Source organism: Verrucosispora sioxanthis, from assembly GCF_010560025.1.
GTDB lineage: Bacteria > Actinomycetota > Actinomycetes > Mycobacteriales > Micromonosporaceae > Micromonospora > Micromonospora palythoicola.
In genome coordinates, this window is record NZ_SAIY01000001.1 from 1 (window position 1) to 23,867 (window position 23,867).

Annotated in this window: 20 protein-coding genes and 3 pseudogenes; 12 read left to right on the forward strand and 11 right to left on the reverse strand. The window is 72.6% G+C overall.

The features are described from left to right. Positions 1-473: 473 nt before the first annotated feature. Positions 474-1,766: a tyrosine--tRNA ligase gene (tyrS, locus tag ENC19_RS00005; protein WP_373688871.1), complete on the reverse strand. Its 1,293-nt coding sequence runs from the start codon at positions 1,764-1,766 to the stop codon at positions 474-476. Positions 1,767-1,873: 107 nt separating this feature from the next. Between tyrS and ENC19_RS00010 the strand changes: the two genes are divergently transcribed. The 4 genes from ENC19_RS00010 to ENC19_RS00025 all read left to right on the forward strand — a co-directional run bounded on the left by ENC19_RS00010 (position 1,874) and on the right by ENC19_RS00025 (position 4,329). Then, positions 1,874-2,254: a PaaI family thioesterase gene (locus ENC19_RS00010; RefSeq protein WP_166457921.1), complete on the forward strand. Its 381-nt coding sequence runs from the start codon at positions 1,874-1,876 to the stop codon at positions 2,252-2,254. A gap of 155 nt (positions 2,255-2,409) precedes the next feature. Continuing rightward, positions 2,410-3,636: an NRAMP family divalent metal transporter gene (locus tag ENC19_RS00015; protein WP_164445121.1), complete on the forward strand. Its 1,227-nt coding sequence runs from the start codon at positions 2,410-2,412 to the stop codon at positions 3,634-3,636. Further along, positions 3,633-4,013: a hypothetical protein gene (locus ENC19_RS00020; RefSeq protein ID WP_164445122.1), complete on the forward strand. Its 381-nt coding sequence runs from the start codon at positions 3,633-3,635 to the stop codon at positions 4,011-4,013. Before ENC19_RS00015 ends, ENC19_RS00020 begins: the two co-directional genes overlap by 4 nt. Continuing rightward, positions 4,000-4,329: a PRC-barrel domain containing protein gene (locus ENC19_RS00025; RefSeq protein ID WP_164445123.1), complete on the forward strand. Its 330-nt coding sequence runs from the start codon at positions 4,000-4,002 to the stop codon at positions 4,327-4,329. The genes ENC19_RS00020 and ENC19_RS00025 overlap by 14 nt, the downstream gene beginning before the upstream one ends. 40 nt (positions 4,330-4,369) lie before the next feature. Here ENC19_RS00025 and ENC19_RS00030 read toward each other — a convergent pair whose 3' ends face one another. The 3 genes from ENC19_RS00030 to ENC19_RS00040 form a co-directional block, all read right to left on the reverse strand. Beyond that, entirely contained in the window at positions 4,370-5,770 is a 1,401-nt protein-coding gene (locus ENC19_RS00030) for a hemolysin family protein (protein WP_164445124.1), read from the reverse strand. 122 nt (positions 5,771-5,892) lie between these two features. After that, complete coding sequence (locus ENC19_RS00035) at positions 5,893-6,528, reverse strand: YgjV family protein (protein WP_164445125.1); 636 nt, start codon at positions 6,526-6,528, stop codon at positions 5,893-5,895. Between the two features lie 48 nt (positions 6,529-6,576). Beyond that, a complete protein-coding gene (locus tag ENC19_RS00040; RefSeq protein WP_164445126.1) occupies positions 6,577-7,077 on the reverse strand; it encodes a GNAT family N-acetyltransferase in 501 nt (166 codons plus the stop codon). A 129-nt stretch (positions 7,078-7,206) separates the two neighbouring features. On the opposite strand from ENC19_RS00040, the pseudogene ppdK reads away from it, so the two are divergent. From ppdK to ENC19_RS00060, 5 genes and pseudogenes are all read left to right on the forward strand, one after another. Then, positions 7,207-9,860: pseudogene (gene ppdK, locus ENC19_RS00045) on the forward strand (pyruvate, phosphate dikinase). A 735-nt stretch (positions 9,861-10,595) separates the two neighbouring features. Continuing rightward, a complete protein-coding gene (locus ENC19_RS31165) occupies positions 10,596-12,311 on the forward strand; it encodes an HAD-IC family P-type ATPase (protein WP_328824120.1) in 1,716 nt (571 codons plus the stop codon). Further along, complete coding sequence (locus tag ENC19_RS29735) at positions 12,202-13,242, forward strand: HAD-IC family P-type ATPase (protein WP_328824121.1); 1,041 nt, start codon at positions 12,202-12,204, stop codon at positions 13,240-13,242. The genes ENC19_RS31165 and ENC19_RS29735 overlap by 110 nt, the downstream gene beginning before the upstream one ends. Then, positions 13,239-14,134, forward strand: a pseudogene (locus ENC19_RS00055) (universal stress protein). Before ENC19_RS29735 ends, ENC19_RS00055 begins: the two are co-directional and overlap by 4 nt. 66 nt (positions 14,135-14,200) lie before the next feature. Then, entirely contained in the window at positions 14,201-15,046 is an 846-nt protein-coding gene (locus tag ENC19_RS00060) for a universal stress protein (RefSeq protein WP_164445127.1), read from the forward strand. 46 nt (positions 15,047-15,092) lie between these two features. Here the strand turns inward: ENC19_RS00060 and ENC19_RS00065 are convergent, their stop codons facing one another. The 5 genes and pseudogenes from ENC19_RS00065 to ENC19_RS00085 all read right to left on the reverse strand — a co-directional run bounded on the left by ENC19_RS00065 (position 15,093) and on the right by ENC19_RS00085 (position 19,266). Next, complete coding sequence (locus ENC19_RS00065) at positions 15,093-15,716, reverse strand: FMN reductase (RefSeq protein WP_164445128.1); 624 nt, start codon at positions 15,714-15,716, stop codon at positions 15,093-15,095. Continuing rightward, positions 15,713-16,852: an LLM class flavin-dependent oxidoreductase gene (locus ENC19_RS00070; protein ID WP_164445129.1), complete on the reverse strand. Its 1,140-nt coding sequence runs from the start codon at positions 16,850-16,852 to the stop codon at positions 15,713-15,715. The genes ENC19_RS00065 and ENC19_RS00070 overlap by 4 nt, the downstream gene beginning before the upstream one ends. A 158-nt stretch (positions 16,853-17,010) precedes the next feature. Then, a pseudogene (locus tag ENC19_RS00075) lies at positions 17,011-17,615 on the reverse strand (DNA-3-methyladenine glycosylase). 101 nt (positions 17,616-17,716) lie between these two features. After that, positions 17,717-18,409, reverse strand: a complete 693-nt coding sequence (locus tag ENC19_RS00080) for a response regulator (protein WP_164445130.1) — start codon at positions 18,407-18,409, stop codon at positions 17,717-17,719. After that, a complete protein-coding gene (locus tag ENC19_RS00085; protein ID WP_164445131.1) occupies positions 18,406-19,266 on the reverse strand; it encodes a sensor histidine kinase in 861 nt (286 codons plus the stop codon). Before ENC19_RS00085 ends, ENC19_RS00080 begins: the two co-directional genes overlap by 4 nt. Before the next feature lie 124 nt (positions 19,267-19,390). Here ENC19_RS00085 and ENC19_RS00090 point away from each other — a divergent pair, with 124 nt between their 5' ends. Genes ENC19_RS00090 through ENC19_RS00100 form a run of 3 tightly spaced genes read left to right on the forward strand, consistent with a single transcriptional unit; the run spans position 19,391 to position 21,611 of the window. Then, on the forward strand, positions 19,391-20,110 hold the full coding sequence (locus ENC19_RS00090) for an ABC transporter ATP-binding protein (RefSeq protein ID WP_235944344.1): 720 nt from the start codon (positions 19,391-19,393) through the stop codon (positions 20,108-20,110). Then, complete coding sequence (locus tag ENC19_RS00095) at positions 20,107-20,892, forward strand: ABC transporter permease (protein ID WP_164445132.1); 786 nt, start codon at positions 20,107-20,109, stop codon at positions 20,890-20,892. Before ENC19_RS00090 ends, ENC19_RS00095 begins: the two co-directional genes overlap by 4 nt. Then, positions 20,889-21,611: an ABC transporter permease gene (locus tag ENC19_RS00100; RefSeq protein ID WP_164445133.1), complete on the forward strand. Its 723-nt coding sequence runs from the start codon at positions 20,889-20,891 to the stop codon at positions 21,609-21,611. The genes ENC19_RS00095 and ENC19_RS00100 overlap by 4 nt, the downstream gene beginning before the upstream one ends. Before the next feature lie 147 nt (positions 21,612-21,758). On the opposite strand, the gene argH is transcribed toward ENC19_RS00100, so the two are convergent. After that, positions 21,759-23,222 (reverse strand): argininosuccinate lyase, encoded by a 1,464-nt coding sequence (gene argH, locus ENC19_RS00105; protein ID WP_164445921.1) that lies wholly within the window; start codon positions 23,220-23,222, stop codon positions 21,759-21,761. A 58-nt stretch (positions 23,223-23,280) separates the two neighbouring features. Next, positions 23,281-23,793, reverse strand: a complete 513-nt coding sequence (locus ENC19_RS00110; RefSeq protein ID WP_164445134.1) for an arginine repressor — start codon at positions 23,791-23,793, stop codon at positions 23,281-23,283. Positions 23,794-23,867 lie beyond the last annotated feature (74 nt).

A 23,867-nucleotide genomic window follows, 5' to 3' on the forward strand; every position in this document is an offset into this window, starting at 1 on the left:
TCAGACAACCCACCACAGGCCACCATCCGGGGCACCACAACCCGACCACAACCGCACCGGGCACTTTTACTACGTTACCCGCTGGTTTCTGTCGTGTCAAACCGACTTGCATCGGTCTGTCGCAACTTCCACCCATTTCTCCGGGCACCACGATCAAGCCGGCTCTCGCCATTCCTGTCGTGGTTGTGGCAGGCCAGCCGTTGCGGTCTCCCGCGAGCGCGCCTGGGGCCCTGCCGGTCGTCAACCATACCCGGTCGGTTTCGCCCCGCCAAATCCGCCTCCCGACGAATCTGGGGCACCACCCGGTTCGAGCGCCTGGCCGTAGCCTCTTGGCCCGAAAGGTCTACCTGCACTCCGGCCTGAGGCTTTCGCCCCGTTCGTCCGTTCCGCGCTGGCAGAGAGAAAGTTACGCGCCCGGCGGATTGATCGTCAAATCCGTCGGGCGCGTCCCGCGTCACACCTGCCGGGCAGCGTCAGGACTCGACCTCCACACCGGCGAAGGAGCGCTTGCCCCGCCGGAGCACGAGGTACCTGTCGTGCAGCAGATCCGCCGGCGAGACCACAGCGTCCGCCGCGACGACGCGGACGTTGTTGACGTAGGCGCCGCCTTCGGCGATCACCCGCCTGGCCTCCTTCATGCTCGGCACCAGGCCGGACTCCTTGAACAGGGTGGCCACGTCCGGCAGGTCGGCGAGGCGTACCAGTCCGGCCTCGGTGAGGGCGGCGCGCAGCGTCACCGCCGACAGCTCGTCAAGTGAGCCCCGACCGAAGAGCGCCTGACTGGCCGCTACCACCTGTGCCATCTCCCGCTCACCGTGCACCAGGGTGGTCAACTCCTCGGCGAGAGCGCGCTGAGCGGCCCGGGACGCCGGCCGCTCCGCCGTCTCCTTCTCCAGCTCCTCCAGTTCCTCCCGGCTGCGGAAACTGAAGTAGCGCAGGTAACGGCCCACGTCCCGGTCGTCGACGTTGATCCAGAACTGGTAGAAGGCGTACGGGCTGGTCATCTCGGGATCGAGCCAGATCGCGCCGCCCTCGGTCTTGCCGAACTTCGAGCCGTCCGACCTGGTCACCAGCGGGGTGGTGAACGCCTGGACCGGCCCGAGCCCGCGTCGCCGGACGTAGTCGACTCCGGCGGTGATGTTTCCCCACTGGTCCGAGCCACCGAACTGGAGCTGGCAGCCGTGCCGCCGGTGCAGCTCGAAGAAGTCGTTGGCCTGGAGCAGCTGGTAGCTGAACTCGGTGAAGCTGATCCCGCTCTCCAGCCGGGCCCGGACCACCTCACGGGCCAGCATCCGGTTGACGGGGAAGTGCTTGCCCACGTCACGTAGGAACTCCACCACCGACATCTCGCCGGTCCAGTCCAGGTTGTTGACCAGGCGGGCGGCATGGTCCCCGGTGTACGACACGAAGGGCGCGAGCTGGTCACGGATCCGCTGCACCCAGCTCGCCACGACCTCCGGCGGGTTGAGGGTCCGTTCCGCGCTCTCCTTCGGATCGCCGATCTGACCGGTCGCCCCGCCGACCAGCAGCAGCGGCCGGTGCCCGGCGAGTTGGAGGCGACGGGCGGTGGTGACCTGCATCAGGTGGCCGACGTGCAGGCTCGGCGCGGTCGGGTCGAAGCCTACGTAGAAGGCGGCTCCCGGGCCGTCGAGCAGCGTGCGCAGCTCGTCCGGATCGGTGGAGTCCTGGAGCAGACCCCGCCAGCGCAGGTCATCGGTTAGGGAGTCCCGCCGGACCGGCGGGAGGGTGCTGTCGGTCACGGTCACCGATTGTCCCCCATCAGCCCGGTCCGGCCCTACCGGGTTCCGGCGACAGGCACCGGCACTAGGCTGACGAGTCCAAGATCGTGGAGGTGGCCGTGGACGTGTCGACGATGTCGGGTGGCTTCTTCGCCCTGCTCGGACTGGAGTTGGACGAGATCAGCGGGGACCGGGTCACGATCCGCTGGCGGGTCCGCCCGGAGCTGCACCAGCCGTACGGCATCCTGCACGGCGGGGTTCACTGCTCGGTGGTGGAGACGGCGGCGAGCCTGGGGGCCGGTGTCTGGCTGGGTGAGCGCGGGCGGGTGGTCGGGGTGTCCAACCAGACCGACTTCCTACGGGCCGTGGGCGAGGGTGAGCTGGTCGCGGTCGGCACCCCGGTGCACCGGGGGCGGAGTCAGCAACTGTGGCAGGTGGAGATCACGGACGCGGACGGGCGGCTGGTCGCCCGCGGCCAGGTCCGCCTGCAGAACCTCTACCCGACCGCCGACTGACAGGGCGGGTAGAACACCGTCGGCCCGGAACCGGGCGCACCCCGACCGCCGCTCATCGTCGCCGCCATGCCTGAGCGGCGCTGAAGGCGGTTTCGGGTAGATGGCGGCTTTCGCGGCGTTATCGTCGCGTCGATGACCGAGCCCGCACCGCCGACGTGAGGAAGCTTCTCGCCGCCACGCTCGGCATCCTGTCCGCGGTCGGCGGCTTCGTCGACATCGGCGACCTGGTCGCCGCCGGTCAGGCCGGGGCCCGCTTCGGCATGGGGCACACCTGGGTGCTGCTGCTCGGGGTCGTCGCCATCTGCGCGTACGCGGAAATGGCCGGACGGATCGCGGCGGTGACCGGGCGGGCGGTGTTCGACCTGGTCCGGGAGCGGCTCGGCGCACGGATGGCACTGCTCAACCTGGTGGCGTCGTACCTGGTCACGGTGATCACCCTGGCCGCCGAACTGGGCGGGGTGGCGCTGGCGTTGCGGCTGGCCACCGGCGTGCCGTACCTGCTCTGGGTGCCGGTCGCCGGGATCGCGGTCTGGCTGGTGCTGTGGCGGATGCGGTTTCCGGTGATGGAACGGGTCTTCGGGCTGGCCGGACTCGCCCTGGTGGTGTTCGCCGTCGCCCTGTTCTGGCTGCCGACCGACTGGGCGGCGCTCGGCCGCGGTGCGGTGACACCTGGCGACTCGGGTCAGGGATGGGGGGCGTACTGGTTCGTCGCGGTGGCGCTGTTCGCCTCGACGGTCAGCCCGTATGAGGTCTTCTTCTTCTCCTCAGGTGGGGTCGAGGAACGGTGGAGCGCCACCGACCTGGCCGACGCCCGCTTCGGCGTGCTCGTCGGCTTTCCGATCGGCGGCTTCCTCGCGCTGTCCCTGATCGCCACGGCGACGGTGGTGCTGCGTCCCGCCGGCCTGTCGGTGGACGGCCTCGACCAGGTCGCGCAGCCGGTGGTGCTGGCCTTCGGCTCGGCCGGCCTGGCCGTGGCCGCATTGGCGTTCTTCGCGGTCACCTTCGGTGCCGCGTTGGAGACCGGTCTGTCCGCCGCGTACGCCGCCGCGCAGTACTTCGGCTGGCAGTGGGGCAAACGGGTGAGCCCGCACGAGGCGGCCCGCTTCCACACGGTGCTGCTGGTAAGCGTGCTGCTCGGGGTGCTCATCCTGCTCACCACGGTCGACCCGGTGACCCTCACCGAATACATGCTGATCATCAGCGCGGTGGCGTTACCGCTGATCTACCTGCCGATCCTGGTGGTCGCCAACGACCGCACGTACCTCGGTGACCGGGTCAACGGCCGAGCTCTCAACCTGCTGGGCGCGGTGCTGTTGCTGGTCATCCTCGCCGCCTCGATCGTCGCCGTGCCGCTGGCGATCGGTACGAGGATGGGCCAGTGAGGATCCAGATCAGCCAGGAGCTGCTCGACCGGCAACTGGTCGACCGGGACGGGCGGCTGATCGGCAAGGTCGACGACGTGGAGTTCGCGCTCGACGCGGACGGGGTGCCGTACCTGCGGTCGTTGCTCAGCGGGCCGGGCGCGCTCGGGCAGCGGGTCGGCGGTCGCCTCGGCCGGATGCTGGTGCTGACCGCCGAGCGATTCGTCACGGACCGGCCGATGGCGCCGCTACGCATCCCGTACGCGCTCGTCGAACGGGTCGACAGTGCGGTGTGGCTGCGGGTGCGGGCCGACGAACTGCCCACCTCGCCGGTGGAGCAGTGGTTGCGCCGGCACGTGATCGATCGGATTCCGGGAGCGCACCGTGCGAGCGGGTGACCTGTTGGGGCGTACCGCGTACGACCCTCAGGGCCGGCGCGTGGGTCGGGTGGTGGACCTCGTGCTGCGCGGCCCTGCCGACGGCCCGCTGCGGCTGACCGACCTGGTCGTCACCCGGCACTGGTACGGCCGGTTGAGTGGACGGCTCATCGGTCCGCAACGGCACCCGTCCGGCCCCTGGGCGATCCGCGCGCTGGCCCGACTGCTCGCTCGGAGCACCTGGCAGGTGCCGGTGCACCGGGTGCGGTTGGACCCACCGCTGCCTGGTCGGCCCGATCCGGGTCGGCCGCACGACGCCGACCCGGATCCTGCCTGAGCAGGCCGTGCGTGGCTGCGCCGGCGGCCGGCACGGTTTCTCAGTGCCGGGTGCCGTCCAGCACCGACGGGGAGTCGGCCGGCGGGCCCGCCGCGTCGTCCGGCTGCGCCTCGGGCTCCTCCGGCGCTGCCGGCCCGGTCGTCTCGGCAGCGTCCGGGTCCGCGGGTCCCGTTGCCGTACGACGCAGCCGGACACCGGAGACCGCGCGGTCGTCGGCGAGCGTCACCTCCAGCCGCCAGCCGTCGACGGTGAGCTGCTCCCCGGCGTGGGGGATCCGGCCGAGACCGGCCAGCAGCAGCCCGGCCACGGTGGTGTAGTCGCCGTCCGGCCGCCCGGGCAGCTCCACGCCGATGTCGGGCAGGTCGTGGACGGGGAAGGTGCCCGGCAGCAGCAGTGCCCCGTCGGCGTCGGTGCGGACCGCACCGACATCCCGGTCGGTCTCGTCGTAGATCTCCCCGACGATCTCCTCGAGGATGTCCTCCAGGGTGACGATGCCCTCGACGGCGCCGCGCTCGTCGACCACCAGGGCCATGTGCTGGCGTTCGGCCTTGAACCGGCGCAGCGCGTCGACCACCGGCACCGAATCCGGCAGCAGCAGCGGCGGGCGGGCGTACTCGTCGACCGGCTGATCGTCACCGACGCCGACCAGGTCCCGCAGGTGGATGACGCCCACCGAGTCGTCCAGGCCGCCGTGGCGTACCACCGGCGCGCGGGAGTGCCCGGAGGCGGCCAGCACGAGTCGGGCGGCCTCCGCGGTGGTGCCGCTGTCCAGGCAGAAGACCCGCAGCCTCGGCACCAGCACCGCCCGCAGCCTGCGCTCGGCGATCTCCACCGCGCCGGCGATGATGGTCTGCTGCTCCTTGGTGAAGCCGTGGTGGCCGGCCACGATGTCGCGCAGCTCGTCCGGACTGATCTCGTCCCGCTCGGGCTTGGGGTCTAGGCCGACCAGCCGTACCACCAGGTCGCTGGTGGCACCGAGCACCCAGACGACCGGCCGGGTGAAGGCGGCGAGCAGATCCAGCGGACGGGCGACGAGCAGCGCCCACCGCTCCGGGACCTGCATGGCGATCCGCTTCGGGGCCAGCTCACCGAAGACCAGGGTGACGAAGGTCAGCACCAGCGTGACGAGGACCACGGAGATCGGGCCGGCGGCCCGGCCGAAGACGCCGTCCAGCAGGGGAACCAGCGGCTTGGCCAGTGACACCGCGGCGGCGGCCGAGGCGAGGAACCCGGCAAGCGTGATGCCGATCTGGATGGTGGCCAGGAACCGGTTCGGATCGCGGGCCAGCCGGGCCAGCACCCGACCCGTGCGCCCGCTGCGTTCCAGTCGCTGGACCTGGCTGTCGCGCAACGACACCAGCGCCAGCTCGCTGCCGGCGAAAATCGCGTTCACCACGATCAGGACCGCGACCAGGGCCAGCTGGCTCCAGTAGCTCTGCACGCCTGGTTCTCCCTCGCTGGACCACGCCCCGTGGCGCCGCCGGTGGCGGCCCCGCCGGCGTAGCGGAGCCTATGCCCACTCGCTCCGGCGGTGAATCATCACCAGGTGGGGCGGGGGCGCGCTCAGCCCTGCGGCAGCGCCGGCGCCGGCAGGTCCAGCACGTACGACTCCCCCGCGCGGCGGAACCCGAGGCGGTGGTAGTACGGGGCGATCATGCCCGGCGGGCTCAGCACCTGACGGAACCCACGGTCGGTGAACAGGCTGCTGCGCCGGTAGACGAACTCGCCGGGGGTGAAGTCACGAAACGGTGGGGTGACGTAGTCCAGGTCGACCTGGGCCACCCCGTCTCCGACGTCGCGGACCAGCACCACACCGACGACCTCGTCGGCGCGTACCACGAGGAAGGCCGAACGATCGACCGGCCGGTCCGGACGGAAACCCGGGTTGAACCGGGCGATGTCGGCGGCGTGCTCCCGCAGCGTGTGGGCCAGGAACGCGTCGTCGGCACCCACCTGCACCACCTGGTAGGTCTGCTCGTCGTGGCGGGTGGTGAGCAGCCGCCGCAGGTACCAGATGTTGATCACGGCCAGCACCACGTTCAGCCCGACCATGGGCCACACCCGGATCGTGGCGTTGTAGCCGATCAGGACGGCACAGCCGACCAGGTTGAGGGCGCGCAGCCGCAGAATGCGCGTCTGCAGCAACGACCAGACCAGCAACGCGGAGCCGGCCCAGCCGACCAGTTCCAGCCAGTTCACCCCGCGAGGGTAGTCGCTGCCCTGGTCAGGCCGGGTGCCAGGGGCGGATCACGCCGGGTCGGTGTCGGGTGCGGCCGGCAGTTCCAGGACGTACTCGTCGACGTCGTGACCGCGACCCGGGGCGTACGCCCGGTCGGTTCCCCGGACGACGAAGCCGCAGCGGCGCAGCACCGCCAGCGACGCGGCGTTGTCGGTGACCGTCCGCGCGAACAGTGGCCGGCGGGTGACCTCCCGCAGCAGCGCGGTCAGGGCGCGGGTGGCGTAGCCACGGCCCCAGTGCGCCCGGTCGATCCAGTAGCTGACCTCGAACTCGTCGCCGACCGGGAAGGCCAGCACGTGACCGACCACCGTGCCGTCGACGGTCACCGTGCGGGCCAGGTTGTCCGGGCCGGTGAGGATGCGGACCCAGTGCGCGGCGAACGCCCGCCGGTCCGTCGGGTCCGCGGCGCCGAACGCGGCCATCCGGCTGGCCTCCGGGTCGAGCTGGTGCGTGAAGAACTCCACCAGGTCGTCCTCACGCACCGGGCGCAGCCGCAGGTCATGGGTCACCGGCCGACCATACGCGTTCCGATTGGGGACCACCGACCCGGTTCGGATCGGCTTTCGGCCCTGACCCCGCCAGCGGCGGTGTTGCTACCAACGAGGCAGAGGCATCGACGGCGAAGTGGAGGCCCGGTCATGACCAGGTACGTGTACGACTTCATCGAGGGTGGCCGGGAGATGGCCGACCTGCTCGGCGGCAAGGGCGCCAACCTCGCCGAGATGACCCGGCTCGGGCTACCGGTGCCGCCCGGCTTCACCGTCAGCACCGACGCCTGCCGGGCGTACCTCGCCGACAAGGCGGTGCCCGACGGGCTGTTCGACGAGGTGAACGCTCATCTGCGGGAGGTCGAGGTGCGGCTGGGCCGGCGGCTCGGCGACCCGGCCGAGCCGCTGCTGCTGGCCGTCCGTTCCGGCGGGCGCTACTCGATGCCCGGGATGATGGAGACGATCCTGGACATCGGGCTCAACGACGCCACCGTGACCGGACTGGCCCGGATCAGCGGCGACGAGCGGTTCGCCTGGGACTCGTACCGCCGGTTGATCCAGATGTTCGGTCGGACGGTGCACGGCGTGCCGGCCGAGGAGTTCGACCGGGAACTGGACGCCTTGCGGGCCACCGCCGGGCCGGACGGGCCGACCGCGGAGCAGTTGCACGGGCTGGTCGAGACGTACAAGAAGGTGTTCGCCGACCGGGTCGGCCACGACTTCCCACAGGCCCCGCACGAGCAGTTGTATCTGGCGATCCGGGCGGTCTTCGAGTCGTGGAACGCCTCCCGGGCGGTGCTCTACCGACGCCGCGAGCACATCTCCGACGACCTGGGCACGGCGGTAAACGTGATGGCGATGGTCTTCGGCAACCTGGGCCCGGACTCGGGTACCGGGGTGGCGTTCACCCGCGATCCGGCCACCGGCGCACCCGGCGTGTACGGCGACTACCTGTCCGACGCCCAGGGCGAGGACGTGGTGGCCGGGGTCCGCAACACGGTCGGGCTGGACGAGTTGTCCCGGCTCGACCCGGCCAGCTACCGGCGGCTGACCGGAATCATGACGACCCTGGAGCGGCACTACCGGGACCTGTGCGACGTGGAGTTCACCATCGAACGGGGCCGGTTGTGGATGTTGCAGACCCGGGTCGGCAAGCGGACCGCGGCGGCGGCGTTCGTGATCGCCGCGCAACTGGCCGACGAGGGTCTGATCAGCTGGGACGAGGCGTTGACCCGGGTCAGCGGGGCCCAACTGGCCCAGCTGATGTTCCCCACCTTCGACCCGCAGGCCACCCCCGAGGCGCTCGCCACGGGCGTCGGTGCCTCGCCCGGGGCCGCCGCCGGCCGGGTGGTCTTCGACAACGCCGCCGCGACCGCGGCGGACGGGCCGGTGATCCTGGTCCGCCGGGAGACCAACCCGGACGACCTGCCCGGCATGATCGCCGCCGCCGGGATCCTCACCGCCCGGGGCGGCAAGACCTCGCACGCCGCCGTGGTCGCCCGGGGCATGGGGCGCACCTGCGTCTGCGGGGCGGAGGCACTGGAAATCGACCCGGAGCACGGCGAGTTCCGGGTCGGCGACACCACGGTCCGGGCCGGTGACCTCATCTCCATCGACGGCACCACCGGGCGGATCTATCTCGGCGAGGTGCCGGTGCGCCCCTCCCCGGTGACCCGCTACCTCGCCGGTGAGCTGGCGCCGGAGTCCGACCGGCTGGTCTCGGCTGTGGACCGGCTGCTGCGGCACGCCGACTCGGTGCGTCGGCTCGGCGTACGCGCCAACGCCGACACTCCCGTCGACGCGACGCGGGCGCTCGGCGCGGACGGGGTGGGGCTGTGCCGGACCGAGCACATGTTCCTCGGTGCCCGCCGGGCCCTGGTGGAGCGGTTGATCCTGGCCGACGGCCTGGATGAGGTCCACGGCGCGCTGGCGGAGCTGCTGCCGTTGCAGCGGGAGGACTTCGTCGCGATCCTCGCGGAGATGGACGGCCTGCCGGTGACCATCCGACTGCTCGACCCGCCGCTGCACGAGTTCCTCCCCCCGTTGCCCGAACTGGCTGCGCGGGTGGCCCGGGCGGAGGCGCTCGGGCAGCACCCGGGTCGCGACGCGGTGCTGCTGGCCGCCGTCCGCCGGATGCAGGAGAGCAACCCGATGCTGGGCCTGCGCGGGGTCCGTTTGGGTCTGGTGGTGCCGGGCCTGTTCGCGATGCAGGTCCGGCCGTGGCCGAGGCGGCGGCGCGGCGGGTGGCCGAGGGCGGCGACCCGCGCCCGGAGATCATGGTTCCGCTGGTCGTCGACGTGCACGAGCTGGCCGCGGTGCGGGCCGAGGTGGCCGACGTGCTGGCCACCGTGCCGGGTGCGCCGCCGATCCCGGTCGGCACGATGGTCGAGACGCCGCGCGCGGCGCTGACCGCCGGGGCGATCGCGGGCGAGGCGGAGTTCTTCTCCCTGGGTACCAACGATCTGACCCAGACCACGTGGGCGTTCTCCCGCGACGACGGGGAGGGCTCGTTCCTCGGTGACTACCTGGAGCGGGGCATCGTCGAGGCGTCACCGTTCGAGACCATCGACGTCGCCGGGGTGGGCCGGCTGGTCCGCCTGGCGGTGGCCGAGGGCCGCGCGGCGCGACCCGGGCTGACGGTCGGGGTCTGCGGCGAGCACGGCGGTGACCCGGAGTCGGTGGAGTTCTTCGCCGAGGCCGGACTCGACTACGTCTCCTGCTCGCCGTACCGGGTGCCGATCGCCCGCCTGGCCGCCGGCCGGGCCGCGGTGGCACCGGACTGCGTCGGCTCCGACGCCCGATAGGAGGTACCCGAGATGACCGCCATCTTCAATGCCACCGGGTCGGTGCCGCTGGCCCAGCCCCGACCGGCCCCGGAAACAGCGCCGCAGCCGGCAGTGCCGCTGTCGGTCGGGCCGGTGCTTGAGCTGCCCGGCACGCCGCCGGCCGCGCTGGTGCCGGTGACCCGCGACGGACGTCCGGTCGGCGTGTTCGTCGCCACCGGCGGGCGCGTCCGGTACCGGCCGCTACCGATCCGACCGGCTGCTGGTCGCCGCGGCGGGGGTGTTGACCGTCGGACTGGTCACCGCCGGCGTCACGGCGCTGGGCCGGCGGCGACCACCCGCCGTCGGTCGGCTGAGCATGGGACCGGGCGGCTGGGTCAGCTTCCGGGGCGTCCGCACACCGCCGCCGCGGGCCGCCCGCCTGGTGGGCCCGCCTGCTCCGGGCCCACCGGCTGGTCGCCGAACGCTGACTTCGGCCCCGGCGAAGCACTTCCGGTGACGGTGCTGCCTCCTCCTCGGACGCAGGCAGCACCGTCACCGATGTTGCACGGATCGTGCACGACGTCGGCCGGGCCGTCGGTACCCGGCCCCGGGTGAGCAGCGTGCCGGCGTCACCGACGTGGGAGGGCCGGCAGGGCCGTTGGTCCCGAGGCGCGCGGGCGGATCGCCCCTGCCGGGCGGCGCCGGCCTCGGCGAGGCTGGTGTCGGAAGGGGCGGGCCGTCGGGGTGCGCCCGATACACAGGGCGGAGCGGACGGTGACCGGACAGGTCCAGGTCGCGGACGGTGACGTACGCGGGGAGAGCATCGTCGTGACGGCACCTGCAACCGGGCTCAGCTCGACCGAGGCCGCCCGGCGGCTACAGGCGGACGGCCCCAACGCCGCCGCCGCACCGCCCCGCCGACATCTGGCGACCCGGATCCTGCATCAGCTCTCCGACCCCCTGGTCGCCCTGCTGCTGGCCGCCGCCGTGGTCACCACGGTGCTGCGGGACTACCCCGACACCGTGGTGATCCTGCTCGTGGTCGCCGTGAACACGGCGATCGGGGTGGTGCAGGAGGTACGCGCCGACCGGGCCATCGCCGCGCTCGACCAGCTCGCCGCACCGACCGCCCGGGTGGTGCGGGACGGCCGGGACGCGGTGCTGCCCGCCACCGATCTGGTCCGGGGCGACCTGGTCCGGGTCGAGGCCGGCGACGTGGTCCCGGCCGACCTGCTGCTGCACGACGCGAGCCGGCTGCACCTGGACGAGTCGGCGCTGACCGGCGAGTCGGTACCGGTGTCCCGGGCGGCGGGCGAGGAGGCCAGCGCCGGCACGGTGGTGACCACCGGTCAGGCCGTCGGCACGGTGGTGCGCACCGGCGCGACGAGTGCGCTGGGCCGGATCGCCACCCTGGCGGCCAGCACCCGGCCGACGGCGACCCCGTTGCAACGCCGGCCTCGCCTCGCTCGGCCGGTTCCTCGGCGTCGTCGCCGTGGTGTTGTCCGGCTGGTCTTCGCCGTCGGCGTGCTCAGCGGTCGCCCCCTGGTGGACATGGCGGTCACCGCGGTGAGCCTGGTGGTCGCCGCGGTGCCGGAGTCGCTGCCGGCGGTGGTGACGCTGGCGCTGGCGCTGGGGGCACGTCGGATGGCGGCGGCCCGGGCGATCCCCCGCCGGCTGCACGCGGTGGAGACGCTCGGCTCGGTCACCGTGATCGCCTCGGACAAGACCGGCACCCTGACCGAGGGACGGATGGCCGTGCAGTCGGCGGTCACCGGCGACGGTGCCGTCTTCGGTGTCACCGGCAGCGGGTACGCCCCGCACGGCACGGTGCACCGCGACGGCGCGCCGGTGGCGGTGCCGGACGAGCTGCGTCGGTTGGCCCGGGCCGGGCTGCTCTGCAACGACGCGACCCTCGCCCCGCCGACCGAGCAGCGACCCCGGTGGGGTGCGGTGGGCGATCCGCTGGAGGCGGCCCTGGTGGCCTTCGCGGCCCGTTGCGGCCTGGATCCACAGACCACCTGCAACGCCTGGCCCCGGGTCGCCGAGCACCCCTTCGACCAGCAGTTGCGCCGCATGACCACGGTGCACCGCTCCTGCGACCGTCGCTACCTGGTGGTGTGCAAGGGCGCCCCGGAGAACGTGCTCACCGCGCCGCTGCTCGACGCCGACGCCGACGAGTTGGCCGCCCTGACCGCCGCGGCGCACCGGCTGGCCGGTGCCGGGCTGCAGGTGCTGGCGTTGGCCGCCGCCGTGGTGGACACCGCGCCGGCCGACCCCGGTATCCCGAGGGGTTGCGCCCGCTGGGTCTGGTCGCCGTCGGCGATCCGCCAGGTGCGCAGCCGCGGCGCCGGACATCGCCGACGGTTTCGCCGACGCCGGCGTGCGGCTGGTGCTGGTCACCGGCGACCATCCGGCCACCGCGGCGGCCATCGCCGGTCAGCTGGGGCTGTGGAGCGAGGGCGACCCGGTGGTACGCGGCGACGACGGTGATCCCGCCGCGGCACCACCGGCGACCCGGGTGTACGCGCGTACGCAGCCGGAGCAGAAGCTCGACATCATCGCCGGGTTGCAGTCCCGGGGGCATGTGGTGGCGATGACCGGCGACGGCGTCAACGACGCGCCGGCGTTGCGCCGGGCCGACATCGGGGTGGCGATGGGTGGCGGTACCGAGGTGGCCCGGCAGGCGGCCGACCTGGTGCTGGTGGACGACGACCTGTCGACGGTGACCGCCGCGATCGGTGAGGGTCGCCGGATCTACGACAACATCCGCCGGTTCCTGCGCTACGCCCTCTCCGGTGGGGTGGCCGAGATCGCGGTGATGCTGCTCGGGCCGCTGTTCGGCCTGCCCGTGCCGCTGCTGCCGGCCCAGATCCTCTGGATCAACCTGCTCACCCACGGGGTGCCCGGGGTGGCGCTGGGCGCCGAACCGGCCGAGCCGGGCTCCCTGCGGCGGGTGCCACGCTCGCCGCAGGAGTCGGTGCTCGGCGCGGGGCTGGGCCGGCAGATCCTGGTCGGCGGCGCGCTGATCGCGGCGGTGACCCTGGGCGCGGGCGTGCTCGCCGCCCACTGGGACCGGCCCTGGCAGTCGGTGATCTTCATCGTTCTCGGCCTGGCGCAGCTCGGGGTCGCGCTGGCGGTCCGCGCACCACGACCGGCCGGACAGCGGCGGAGCAACCTGGCGCTGCCGCTCGCGGTCACCGCCTCCGCGCTGCTCCAGGTGGCCGGGGTGCTGCTGCCGCCGCTGCGGGAGCTGCTCGGCACCGAGGTTCTCGGCGTCACCGAGCTGCTGGCCTGTGCCGCGGTGAGCGTCCTGCCCGGCCTGGCGCTGCGGCTGACCCGGCGTACGTCGGGCACCGATCTGTCCACCCTGACGCCGTCGGTACGCGAGGCTGACAGCGGAGTCGAGAAGGAGATGCGATGACCAGCAACACCGGCGCCCCCGTCGTGGTGGGCGTGGACGGTTCCGAGATCGCCCTGCACGCGGTGCGCGCCGCCGCGCGGAGGCCGCGTACCGGCGCTGTCCGCTGCGCGTCGTGCACGCGTTCATCTGGCCGCTGATGGGCGTGCCGCTGGGTCCCGCGCCGGGCGCGCCGGCCGATGGTGGGCTACGCAACCAGGCCGAGCGGCACCTCGCCGACGCCGTCGCCGAGGCCGGAAAGGTCGCCCCTGAGGTGGCGGTGACCGCCGAGGTGGTCGACGGGTCGGCGAGCAGCGTCCTGCTCGCCGAGGCCCGGGACGCGGCGCTTGTCGTCCTCGGCAACCGTGGCTTGGGCGGCTTCGCCGGGTTGCTGCTCGGCTCGGTGGCCGTGCAGGTCAGCGCCCACGCCGACGGACCGGTGCTGGTGGTGCGGGGCGAGTCGCGGGCGGACGGGCCCGTGGTGGTCGGCGTCGACGGTTCGGAGCTGTCCCAGGAGGCCGTCCGGTTCGCCTTCGAGGAGGCGGCGTGGCGCGGCACCGAGCTGGTCGCGGTGCACGCCTGGCTCTATCCGACGCCGGTCGGTCCCGGTGACATCCTGCCCCTGGTCTACGACCTGGACGCCTTCCGGGACGAGGAGGAGCGCGTCCTCGCCGAGGCGGTGGCCGGCTGGTCCGAGCGGTATCCGGAGGTGCCGGTGCGGCGGCGGTTGGTGCGCGGTTCCCCGGGCCGGGCGCTGGTGGAGGAGTCCCGCACCGCCCAGTTGGTGGTGGTCGGCGCGCGGGGACGTGGCGCGCTGGGTGGGCTGCTGCTCGGCTCGGTCAGCCACGCCGTGCTGCACCACGCCCACTGCCCGCTGGCGATCGTCCGGAAGCTGCGTACGGTCGAGGGGACCTGACCGGTGGTGTGTCGACGCGTGCCGGCGGCGGGACGCGTCGACAATGAACCCTGACCGACCCATGGAGTGACGATGACCCGACCTGTCGTGGTGGGGGTGGACGGATCACCGCCGAGCCTGGTGGCCGCGGAGCACGCGGCACAGGCGGCGGTGTGGCGTTCCCGCCCGCTGCACCTGGTACACGGATACCTGCACCCGCTCGGCTACGGCGTGCCGATCAACCCGTACGAGGTGGGTGTGCCGGCGGCGTCGGAGGACGGCCGCAAGATGCTCGAACAGACCGCCGCCGAGCTGGTCGACCGGTGGCCGGGGCTGACGGTCGAGGTGCGTCAGGTGGCCGGCGGACCGGGTGCGACGCTTGTCGAGGAGTCCCGCCGGGCGGAGTTGGTGGTGGTGGGCAGCCGGGGCCTGGGCGGCTTCGCCGGGCTGCTGCTCGGCTCGGTCGGCACCCAGATCGCCGCGCACGGGCACTGCCCGGTGCTGGTGATCCGCCCGCCCGACCGTCCGCTGCCCACCGAGGGGCCGGTGCTGGTCGGTGTGGACGGTTCGGAGTCGGCCGAACTCGCCGTCGGTTACGGCGCCGAGGAGGCCGGCCGGCGCGGTGGAACGCTGGTGCTGGTGCACGTCGCCGACGACGGCGACGACGCCGGGGAGGCCGAGGCCCTGCTCGCCACCGCCGGTGCGGCGGCGCGCGGAAGTCGCCCGGGACTGACCGTGCAGGAGCGGTTGATCGTCGCGCCCAAGGCGGACCAGGCGTTGATCGAGGCGACCGGGGACGCGGCGCTCGTGGTGGCCGGATCCCGCGGTCGGGGTGGCTTCGCCGGGCTGCTGCTCGGCTCGGTCAGCCAGACGCTCGTGCACCACGCCCGTTGCCCGGTGCTCATCGCCCACCCGTACCAGCCGGAGCAGTGACCACCGCCGGCCGGCCCGCCGACGAATGGCGGCCCGGCCGGCGGGATCAGCCGTCGCGGCCGTGGAGCAGTTGGTCGAAGCTCGTGGTCAGGGCGAACGGGTCGGCGGGTCCGCTGGACGGGGCGCTGCGCCGTACCAGTTCGGCGAGTTCCCTACCGGCGCGCTCGATCCGGGCGCGCAGCGCACCGTCGACGGTCCCGCCGGACCAGTCCTCCGGTGCGGCGAAGACCGCGGTCGGTGCCACCACCGCCCGCAGGTAGGTGAACATCGGACGCAGCGCGTGCTCCAGGGCCAGGGAGTGCCGTGCGGTGCCGCCGGTCGCGCCGAGCAGGACGGCACGGCCGCCGAGCGCGTCGGCGTCGACCAGGTCGAAGAACGACTTGAACAGCCCGTTGTACGAGGCGTTGAAGATCGGACTGACGGCGATCAGCCCATCGGCGCCGGTGACCTCGTCCAGCACCTGCCGCAACGGTTCCGCCGGAAAGCCGGTGAGCAGGTGGTTGACGATGTCGTGGGCGTGTTCGCGCAGCTCGACCGGGCGCAGCTCGACCTGCTCGCCGTGCCGGACCAGCTCGTCGCGGGTGGCCGCGGCGAGCTGGTCGGCGAGCAGCCGGGTCGACGAGGGCTGGCTGAGACCGGCCGAGACCACGGCGAGGGTACGCACGGTCATCGGGCGGCCTCCGGTGCCCGGCCGGTGACGTCGTCGACGGCGTGGACGGTGCTGTCGCTGCCACCACCGGCGGCGGCCAGCAGCGAGGCGTGGGTCGGCGCCAGCGGCACGTGCGCCGGCCGCAGCGACTCGAACTCCTTGCGCAGCACCGGCACGACCTCCTCGCCGAGGAGATCCAACTGTTCCAGGACGGTCTTCAACGGCAGCCCGGCGTGGTCGACGAGGAACAACTGCCGCTGGTAGTCACCCACGTAGTCGCGGAAACCGAGCGTACGGTCGATGACCTGCTGCGGGCTGCCCACGGTCAGCGGGGTCTGGGCGGTGAACTCCTCGAGCGAGGGGCCGTGGCCGTAGACCGGCGCGTTGTCGAAGTAGGGGCGGAACTCACGCACCGCGTCCTGGGAGTTGCGGCGCATGAAGACCTGGCCACCGAGACCCACGATCGCCTGGTCGGCGGAGCCGTGGCCGTAGTGCTCGAAGCGCTGCCGGTACAGACCGACCATCCGCCGGGTGTGCTCGGCGGGCCAGAAGATGTGGTTGGCGAAGAAGCCGTCGCCGTAGTACGCGGCCTGCTCGGCGATCTCCGGGCTGCGGATGGAGCCGTGCCACACGAACGGTGGTACGCCGTCGAGCGGGCGCGGCGTCGAGGTGAACGACTGCAACGGAGTGCGGAACCGACCCTTCCAGTCGACCACGTCCTCGCGCCACAACCGGCGCAGCAGGTCGTAGTTCTCGATGGCGAGCGGGATGCCGTTGCGGATGTCCTGCCCGAACCAGGGGTAGACCGGACCGGTGTTGCCCCGGCCCATCATCAGGTCGACCCGACCGTCGGCGAGGTGCTGCAGCATCGCGTAGTCCTCGGCGATCTTCACCGGGTCGTTGGTGGTGATCAGCGTGGTCGCGGTCGACAGCAGCAGCCGCTCGGTGCGGGCGGCGATCCAGCCCAGCATGGTGGTGGGCGACGAGGGCACGAACGGCGGGTTGTGGTGCTCGCCCGTGGCGAAGACGTCGAGGCCGACCTCCTCGGCCTTCAGCGCGATGGTGACCATCGCCTTGATCCGCTCGGCCTCGGTGGGCTCCCGGCCGTTCGTCGGGTCGACCGTGACGTCGCCGACGGTGAAGACTCCGAACTGCATGACCGCTCCCTCGTGTCGTCCGACCCGGGCGGTGGTGCCCGACGCCCCCGACAACATATTTGACGAGTCAACTATTCCGCGAGCCCGCCGCACACCAGTGTCCCCCGTCACGTCCGTCTCATCCCCGAGCCCGAGCGCCGACGGCCGCGGGGCGGCCCTCAGGCTCGTCGCCGTGGCACGTGCCGCCGGTACGGACTGACCGTGGGGTCGCCGGTGATCCAGAAGCGCCAGGGCACGTCGTGCGCGGCGGCCACGCCGACCCGCGGACCGGCCGAGACGGCCGACGCCCCCACCGGGCGGGCCGGTGGCGTCAGCAGTAACGGCCCGGTCCCGTCGACCATGCAGGTGCCGTTCGCCGACGCCTCGACGCCGAGCGCGACCACCAGCCGGGCCGGCCCCGGGCCAGGTCCCGGTCGGCCACCTCACCGCGCCGCTTGCGGGCCAGGTCCACACCCTCGACCACCTCACCGGCGCGCAGCAGGACCGCCGCCGCCTCCCCCGCGCCGCCGCAGACGACGTTGAGGCACCAGTGCATGCCGAAGACGAAGTAGGTGTACGCGTGCCCCGCCGGGCCGAACATCACCGTGGTGCGGGGCGTCGGCCCGCGATGCGCGTGCGAGGCCGGATCCACACCGGTGCCGGCATACGCCTCGACCTCGGTCAGCCGGATCCGGACCCCGTTCGCCGCCACCTCCCAGCCAAGCAACGTTCGTGCGGTCTCGGCGACGTGTGCGGCGGGAGCGCGCAGCCAGGAATGGTCCACGGATCCAGGTAACCCGGCCCGGGACCCAACCGGCAAGCCGCGCTCCGATGCCGATCCGACCGGGCCACAGCCGCCGACATCCGGCAGGCAGGGTGCGAAGATCACGCAGAGGATCGAGGTGCGACGAGATCGTTCTCGTAGGCGGCGATGACGAGCTGGGCTCGATCACGGGCGTCGAGCTTGGCGAGCAGATTGCCGACGTGCGTCTTGACGGTCTTGACCGAGATGGTGAGTGTCCGGGCGATCTCGTCGTTGGACAGGCCGCGGGCCACGAGAGACAGCACCTCGGTCTCGCGGCCGGTCAGCCTGTCGATCCTACGGACCTCGGGCGGGCCGGGCCGGTCGAGGTAGTGCGCGACGAAGCGGGTGAGAATGCTGGGCGCGAAGAGGGACTCGCCCGCGTGGGTCCGTCGGATCGCGTCGACGAGTTGGTCCGGGTGGGCGTCCTTGAGCAGGAAGCCGTGCGCCCCGGCGCGCAGCGCGGCGGCCACGTACTCGTCGAGGGCGAACATGCTGAGCACGAGGATCCTGGTACCGCTCAGGTCGGGGGCGGCGGCGATGCGTCCGGTCGCTTCGATGCCGTCGCCGTCGGGCATCCGGATGTCCATCAGGACGACGTGGGGGCGGCGTGCACGGGTCAGCGACACGGCCTCGTGTCCGGTGGCGGCCTGACCGACGACGGTGAGGCCCGGGGTACCGTCGATGAGCAGGGCGAGGCTGTGCCGCAGGAGCGGCTGGTCGTCCGCGACGAGCACCCGGATGCTTGTGGGTGGGCCTCCTGGATCAGTTGTCATCCGGACCGCCGAGCCGGCAGGCGCGCCGTGAGCTGAAAGCCCGGCCCGGCCGGGCCGGCACGCAGGGCGCCATCGAGCATGCTCACCCGCTCGCGCAGCCCGTCCAGGCCGTGGCCGGCCCCGGGGCGGGGTCGCCAGCCCGGGCGGGGACCGGCGTCCCGTACCTCCACCACGATCGCGTCGCCGTCGCGATCCACGGTGACGTGCACGCAGGTCGGCCCGGCGTGCCGGGCCGTGTTGCTCAGGCCCTCGCGGACGATCGCGCACACGGCGAGCTGGACGCCCGGTGGCACCTCGCCGACCTTCCGCACCTCGACGGTGGCGGCGAGCCCGGCGGCGGTCGTGGACCGCACGATCTCCGGTAGTGCCTCGAGTGTGTCGGGCGGCCGCAAGGGAGCGGGCTCGGCGCCAGGTGCGCGGAGCACGTCGAGCATCCGCCGCAGTTCGGCCGTGGTCTCCCGACCGACCTGTTCGATGTCGGACAGGGCGTTCGCCCGTTCGGCCTCACCGGCTGGCCCGGTCACCCGAGCGGCCGTGGCGGCACGCACGGTGACCAGGCCCAGGCCGTGCGAGACGAGATCGTGAAGCTCACGGGCGATGCGCAACCGTTCCGCCGCCGCGGCCCGCTCAGCCGCCCATGCGGTCAGCCGGTCCTCGTACACCCGCCGTTGCTGACGAGCGCCGATCAGCGCCCAGAGCAACGCTGCGACGGCGGTCGTGGTGATCAGCGTCAGCAGGAGTGTCCCGGCCGGCCCCACGGTGCCCGCCGTCATCAGGCAGAGGAGCAGAGCCACCGGCACCGATACGGCGACGGCGGACAGCCACGGCCGCCATGTCGGTCGCCCGTCAGGTGCCATCTCGCGAGTCTAGGAACCCGGACCGTGGCCTGACATCGGACCTGGGTCGGAGCGACCTGAGGTGGGCGGGCTGGCGGAAGTCCCGGCTCTGGCCCGATGACGCGGACCGGCACGCTGAGCTGACATGGTGCTCATGCTGTCAGTCGAGCGTCTGGTCAAGCGGCGCGGCTCCCGCGAGATCCTCACCGATGTCACCTTCCGGGCCGCACCGGGCCGGGTGACAGGTCTGCTGGGGCCCAACGGTGCGGGCAAGTCATCCACCCTGCGCATCCTGTTGGGCCTGGACCGCGCGGATGCCGGCACGGCCCTGGTCGACGGCCAACCGTACCGGCGCCTGCGCCAGCCGTTACGCACCGTCGGGTCGATGCTGGAGGGCTCCGGCGCACACCGCTCCCGTACCGCGCGCAACCACCTCACCTGGATGGCGCGCAGCAACGGCATCCCGATCCGACGGGTGGCCGAGGTGCTCGATCAGGTCGGGCTCGGTGCCGCCGGAGGAACCAGGGTCGGCCGGTTCTCGCTCGGCATGTGCCAGCGGCTCGGGCTGGCCGCCGCGCTGCTCGGCGAACCTCGTGCACTCGTGCTCGACGAGCCGGTGAACGGGCTCGATCCCGAGGGCATCCGCTGGATCCGCGTTCTGCTGCGCGGGCACGCGGACGCCGGTGGCACCGTGCTGCTCTCCAGCCACCTGATGAGGGAGGTGGACGAGATCGCCGACGACCTGGTCGTCATCGCCCACGGCCGGGTTGTCGCCGCCGGTCCGATCCGCGAGGTCACGGCCGGCTACCCGACCCTGGAGGACGCCTTCTTCGCCCTCACCGGGCCGACGGCAGGTGGGCGATGACCTTCTTCGACACGGTCGCCGCCGAGATTCGAAAGACGGCGACGCTGCCGGCGACCGCTGTCGCGCTGGCCGTCACGGTGCTCGGTCCGGTCGCGATCACTCTGATCAACGCCGTCGGTGTCCGCGCCGCGCTGCGCAGCGGACGGCCCGAGCTGACGGCCTACACCTCGCCTGCCGAGGCGGTCTTCTCCGCGGTGCCGATCGGCACGGTCGGCGCGGTGGTCCTCGGCGTCGTCGCCGTTGGCGGCGAATACACCGCGAACAGTGCCAGGATCGGCGGCGGTCGGCAGATCACCACGACCCTCACCGCCATCCCCAACCGCCTCGCCGTGCTGGCCGCCAAGGCCGTCACCGTCGTCCTGCTGGTCGCGGTCGCGGCTCTGGTGGTGATTCCCGCCTCGTTGGCGCTGGCTGGCGGGATAGTTGGCACCGATGCTCCGCCGGCCCCGGGAGGGGTGCTGTCCCGCTCTGTCGGTGCCGGGATCTACTGGCTGCTCACGGCGTTGATCGCCCTCGCGGTCACGGTCTTCACCCGCAACGGGATCGTCCCGATCATCGTGCTCGTGGTGAACAGCACGCTCGTCTCGGTCTCCGTGCTGCTGTCACACCTCACCCCGCTCGCCAGGTTCCTGCCCGATCTCGCGGGCATGAGCATGTTCGCCGGTGACCTGTTGGCGTTCGACGACGCGCTCGCCCCGGTCACCGGCGGCCTGGTCATGGCCACCTGGACGGCAGCGCTGCTCGCGCTGGCCAGTGCAGTTTTCCTGCGGCGGGACGCGTGATCCGCTCCTGCGCCCGTGCTACCGCCGCCGAGTTGGCCAAGCTGTCCGGCCTGCCGGCGGCGCTGGCGGCGGTCTTCGGCACGATCGGCACAGCCGTCGCCATCACCGGGGCGTTGGCCGCCTCACCGGTCGGGGCGAACGAGCCGGTCGCAGTCGTCCTCCAAGCGGTGCCGTACCTCCAGGCCGGCACCATCACGCTCGGCGTCCTCGCGGTCGGGACCGAGTACGCCGATGGGCAGCTCCACACCACCCTGCGGTGCGTGCCGGACCGCCTGGTCGTACCGGCTGCCAAGGCCCTCGCCTACCTGGCCTGGGCTGCCGGAACCGCCGTCGCGGCGCTCGCCGTCGGGCTGCTCACGGCCCGAATCGCGCTGGCCACGCGGGACGTCCCGGTGGTCACCGACGGTCTCCCGTGGAACGTCGTCGGCGCGGCGGCCTACCTCGCGCTCATCGGGTTGCTGGGGTTCGCTCTTGCCGCACTCCTGCGGGCCGTCGTTTCCGCTCTCGTCGTCACGCTCAGCCTGGTGCTGGTCGTTTCGCCGGTGCTGGACGCCGTCACCCCGCACGCTCGTTACCTGCCGGATCGCGCGGGTGGCCTGCTCTACCTTCCCGACCAGGCACAGGTTCTGACGCCCGCCACCGGCCTGCTCGTTCTGCTCGGTTGGGTCGTTGTCCTCGCGAGCGGGGCGCTGGCTGCCTTCCGACGCCGAGACGCCTGAGTCCGCCTTCATCCTCACCCTGATTTGTGGAGAGGCACCTGAACCGAGCGCGTCGAGGCGGCAGATTCGGGGAAACTGTCCTCTCAGGATGCCTGGAGGCGACAGTTTCCCCGAAACTGCGCTGAAGAGACCGCGAAGGGGTGCGGGTCAGCGGGGGACGACCTGCTCGGCGGACCATTCGCGCCAGGTGGTGAGCTGGTCGGCGGCGGTGGCTAGTTGGTCGGCGACCGGACCAGGGCCGGTGGAGCCGGGGGTGATCCGGGCCGCGAGGGCCGAGCGGACCGACAGCACGTCGCGTACGGCCGGGTCGAGGTGTTCGCTGACCGTGGCCAGGTCGGCGTCGGAAACCTCGTCGAGAGCGCAGTCCCGGGCCGCGCAGAGCGCCACCAGCTTGCCGGTGATCTCGTGCGCGTCGCGGAACGGCACACCCTTGCGGACCAGCCAGTCGGCCACCTCGGTGGCCAGGGAGAAGCCCACCGGCGCGGCGGCGACCAGGCGGTCGACGCGTACCGTCATCGTGGAGATCATCCCGGCGAGCGCCGGCAGCAGCAGTTCCAGGGTGTCGACCGCGTCGAAGGCCGGCTCCTTGTCCTCCTGCATGTCCCGGTCGTACGTCATCGGTAGGCCCTTGAGCATGGTCAGCACCGCGACCAGCCCGCCGACCAGCCGACCCGACTTGCCCCGGGCCAGCTCGGCGATGTCCGCGTTCTTCTTCTGCGGCATGATCGACGAGCCGGTGGCGAAGGCGTCGTCCAGCTCCACCCAGCCGAACTCCTGCGACGTCCAGAGCACCACCTCCTCACCGAGGCGGGACAGGTGCACCCCGATCATCGCGGTGACGAAGAGGAACTCGGCGACGAAGTCCCGGTCGGCCACGGCGTCCATCGAGTTGGCGAAGGACGTCCGGAACCCCAGCTCCTTCGAGACCGCCCCCGGGTCCAGCGGCAGCCCCGAACCGGCGAGCGCGCCCGCGCCGAGCGGACTGACCGCCGTCCGGTGGTCCCAGTCGCGGAGCCGCTCCAGGTCCCGCAGCAACGGCTGCACGTGGGCGAGCAGCCAGTGGCCGAAGGTGACCGGCTGGGCGTGCTGCAGGTGCGTCATGCCGGGCGCGGCGGTGTCCACGTGCCGGCCGGCCTGCTCGACCAGCGCCTCGGCCAGCTCCACCAGCCGCGCGGCCACGCCCCGGGCGTGGTCGCGCAGATAGAGCCGCAGGTCGGTGGCTACCTGGTCGTTGCGGGACCGGCCGGCGCGCAGCTTGCCGCCGAGACTGCCGAGCCGTTCCAGCAGGCCACGCTCCAGGGCGGTGTGCACGTCCTCGTCGTCGACGGTGGGACGGAACGCGCCCGAGGCGCAGGCGGCCTCCAGGTCGTCGAGGGCGGCGAGGATGCGGCCCAGTTCCTCCGGGTCGAGCAGGCCGGCACCGGCCAGCACCCGGGCGTGCGCCCGGGAACCAGCGATGTCGTACGGGGCCAGCCGCCAGTCGAACTGCACGCTCACCGACAGGCGGGCCAGCGCCTCCGACGGGCCACCGGCGAACCGACCTCCCCACAGGCTCGTCCGGTTGGCCGCTGCGCTGTTCTCGGTCAAGCTCTTGTCGTCCACCCGGTTAATTGTGGTCCCCACGATCAGCCTTCCCCCAACCGGGCACCCGCGTCCGGCACGACCTCGGTCATGGCGTACTCCCTTCGGCACTGTCGTCCCGGCGGGCCCAGCTGGCGAGCCGTTCACCGAGCGCGGCGCCACCGTCGGCGGCACGTGCCACGACGAAAATGGTGTCGTCGCCGGCGATGGTGCCGACGACCTCCGACAGGCCCGCCCGATCCAACGCGCTGGCCAGGTAGTGGGCGGCCCCCGGCGGAGTACGCAGGACCGCGATGTTGCCGCTGGAATCGACCTCGTTGAGCAGCTCACGCAGCAGCCGCACCAGCCGGGCCGGTGCCGCCTCGGCGTCGCGCAGCGGCCGGTGACCATCCTCGGGAATCACGTAGACGGCCCGGCCGTCACCGCCCCGCGCGGTGACCGCGCCGAGTTCCTTCAGGTCCCGCGAGAGGGTGGCCTGGGTGACCTGGACGCCCTCCGCGCCGAGCAACTCGGCCAACTCGGTCTGCGAACGGACCGCCCGGTCGCGGATCAGCTCGACGATGCGGGCGTGGCGGGCGCCCCGGGTCAGCGGTGCGGTCACCGGGCCCACCTTTCGTTCCCGACTGCGGGACTCCGCTGCGCTGCGTTCCTCGCGGTCACCGGGCCCACCTTTCG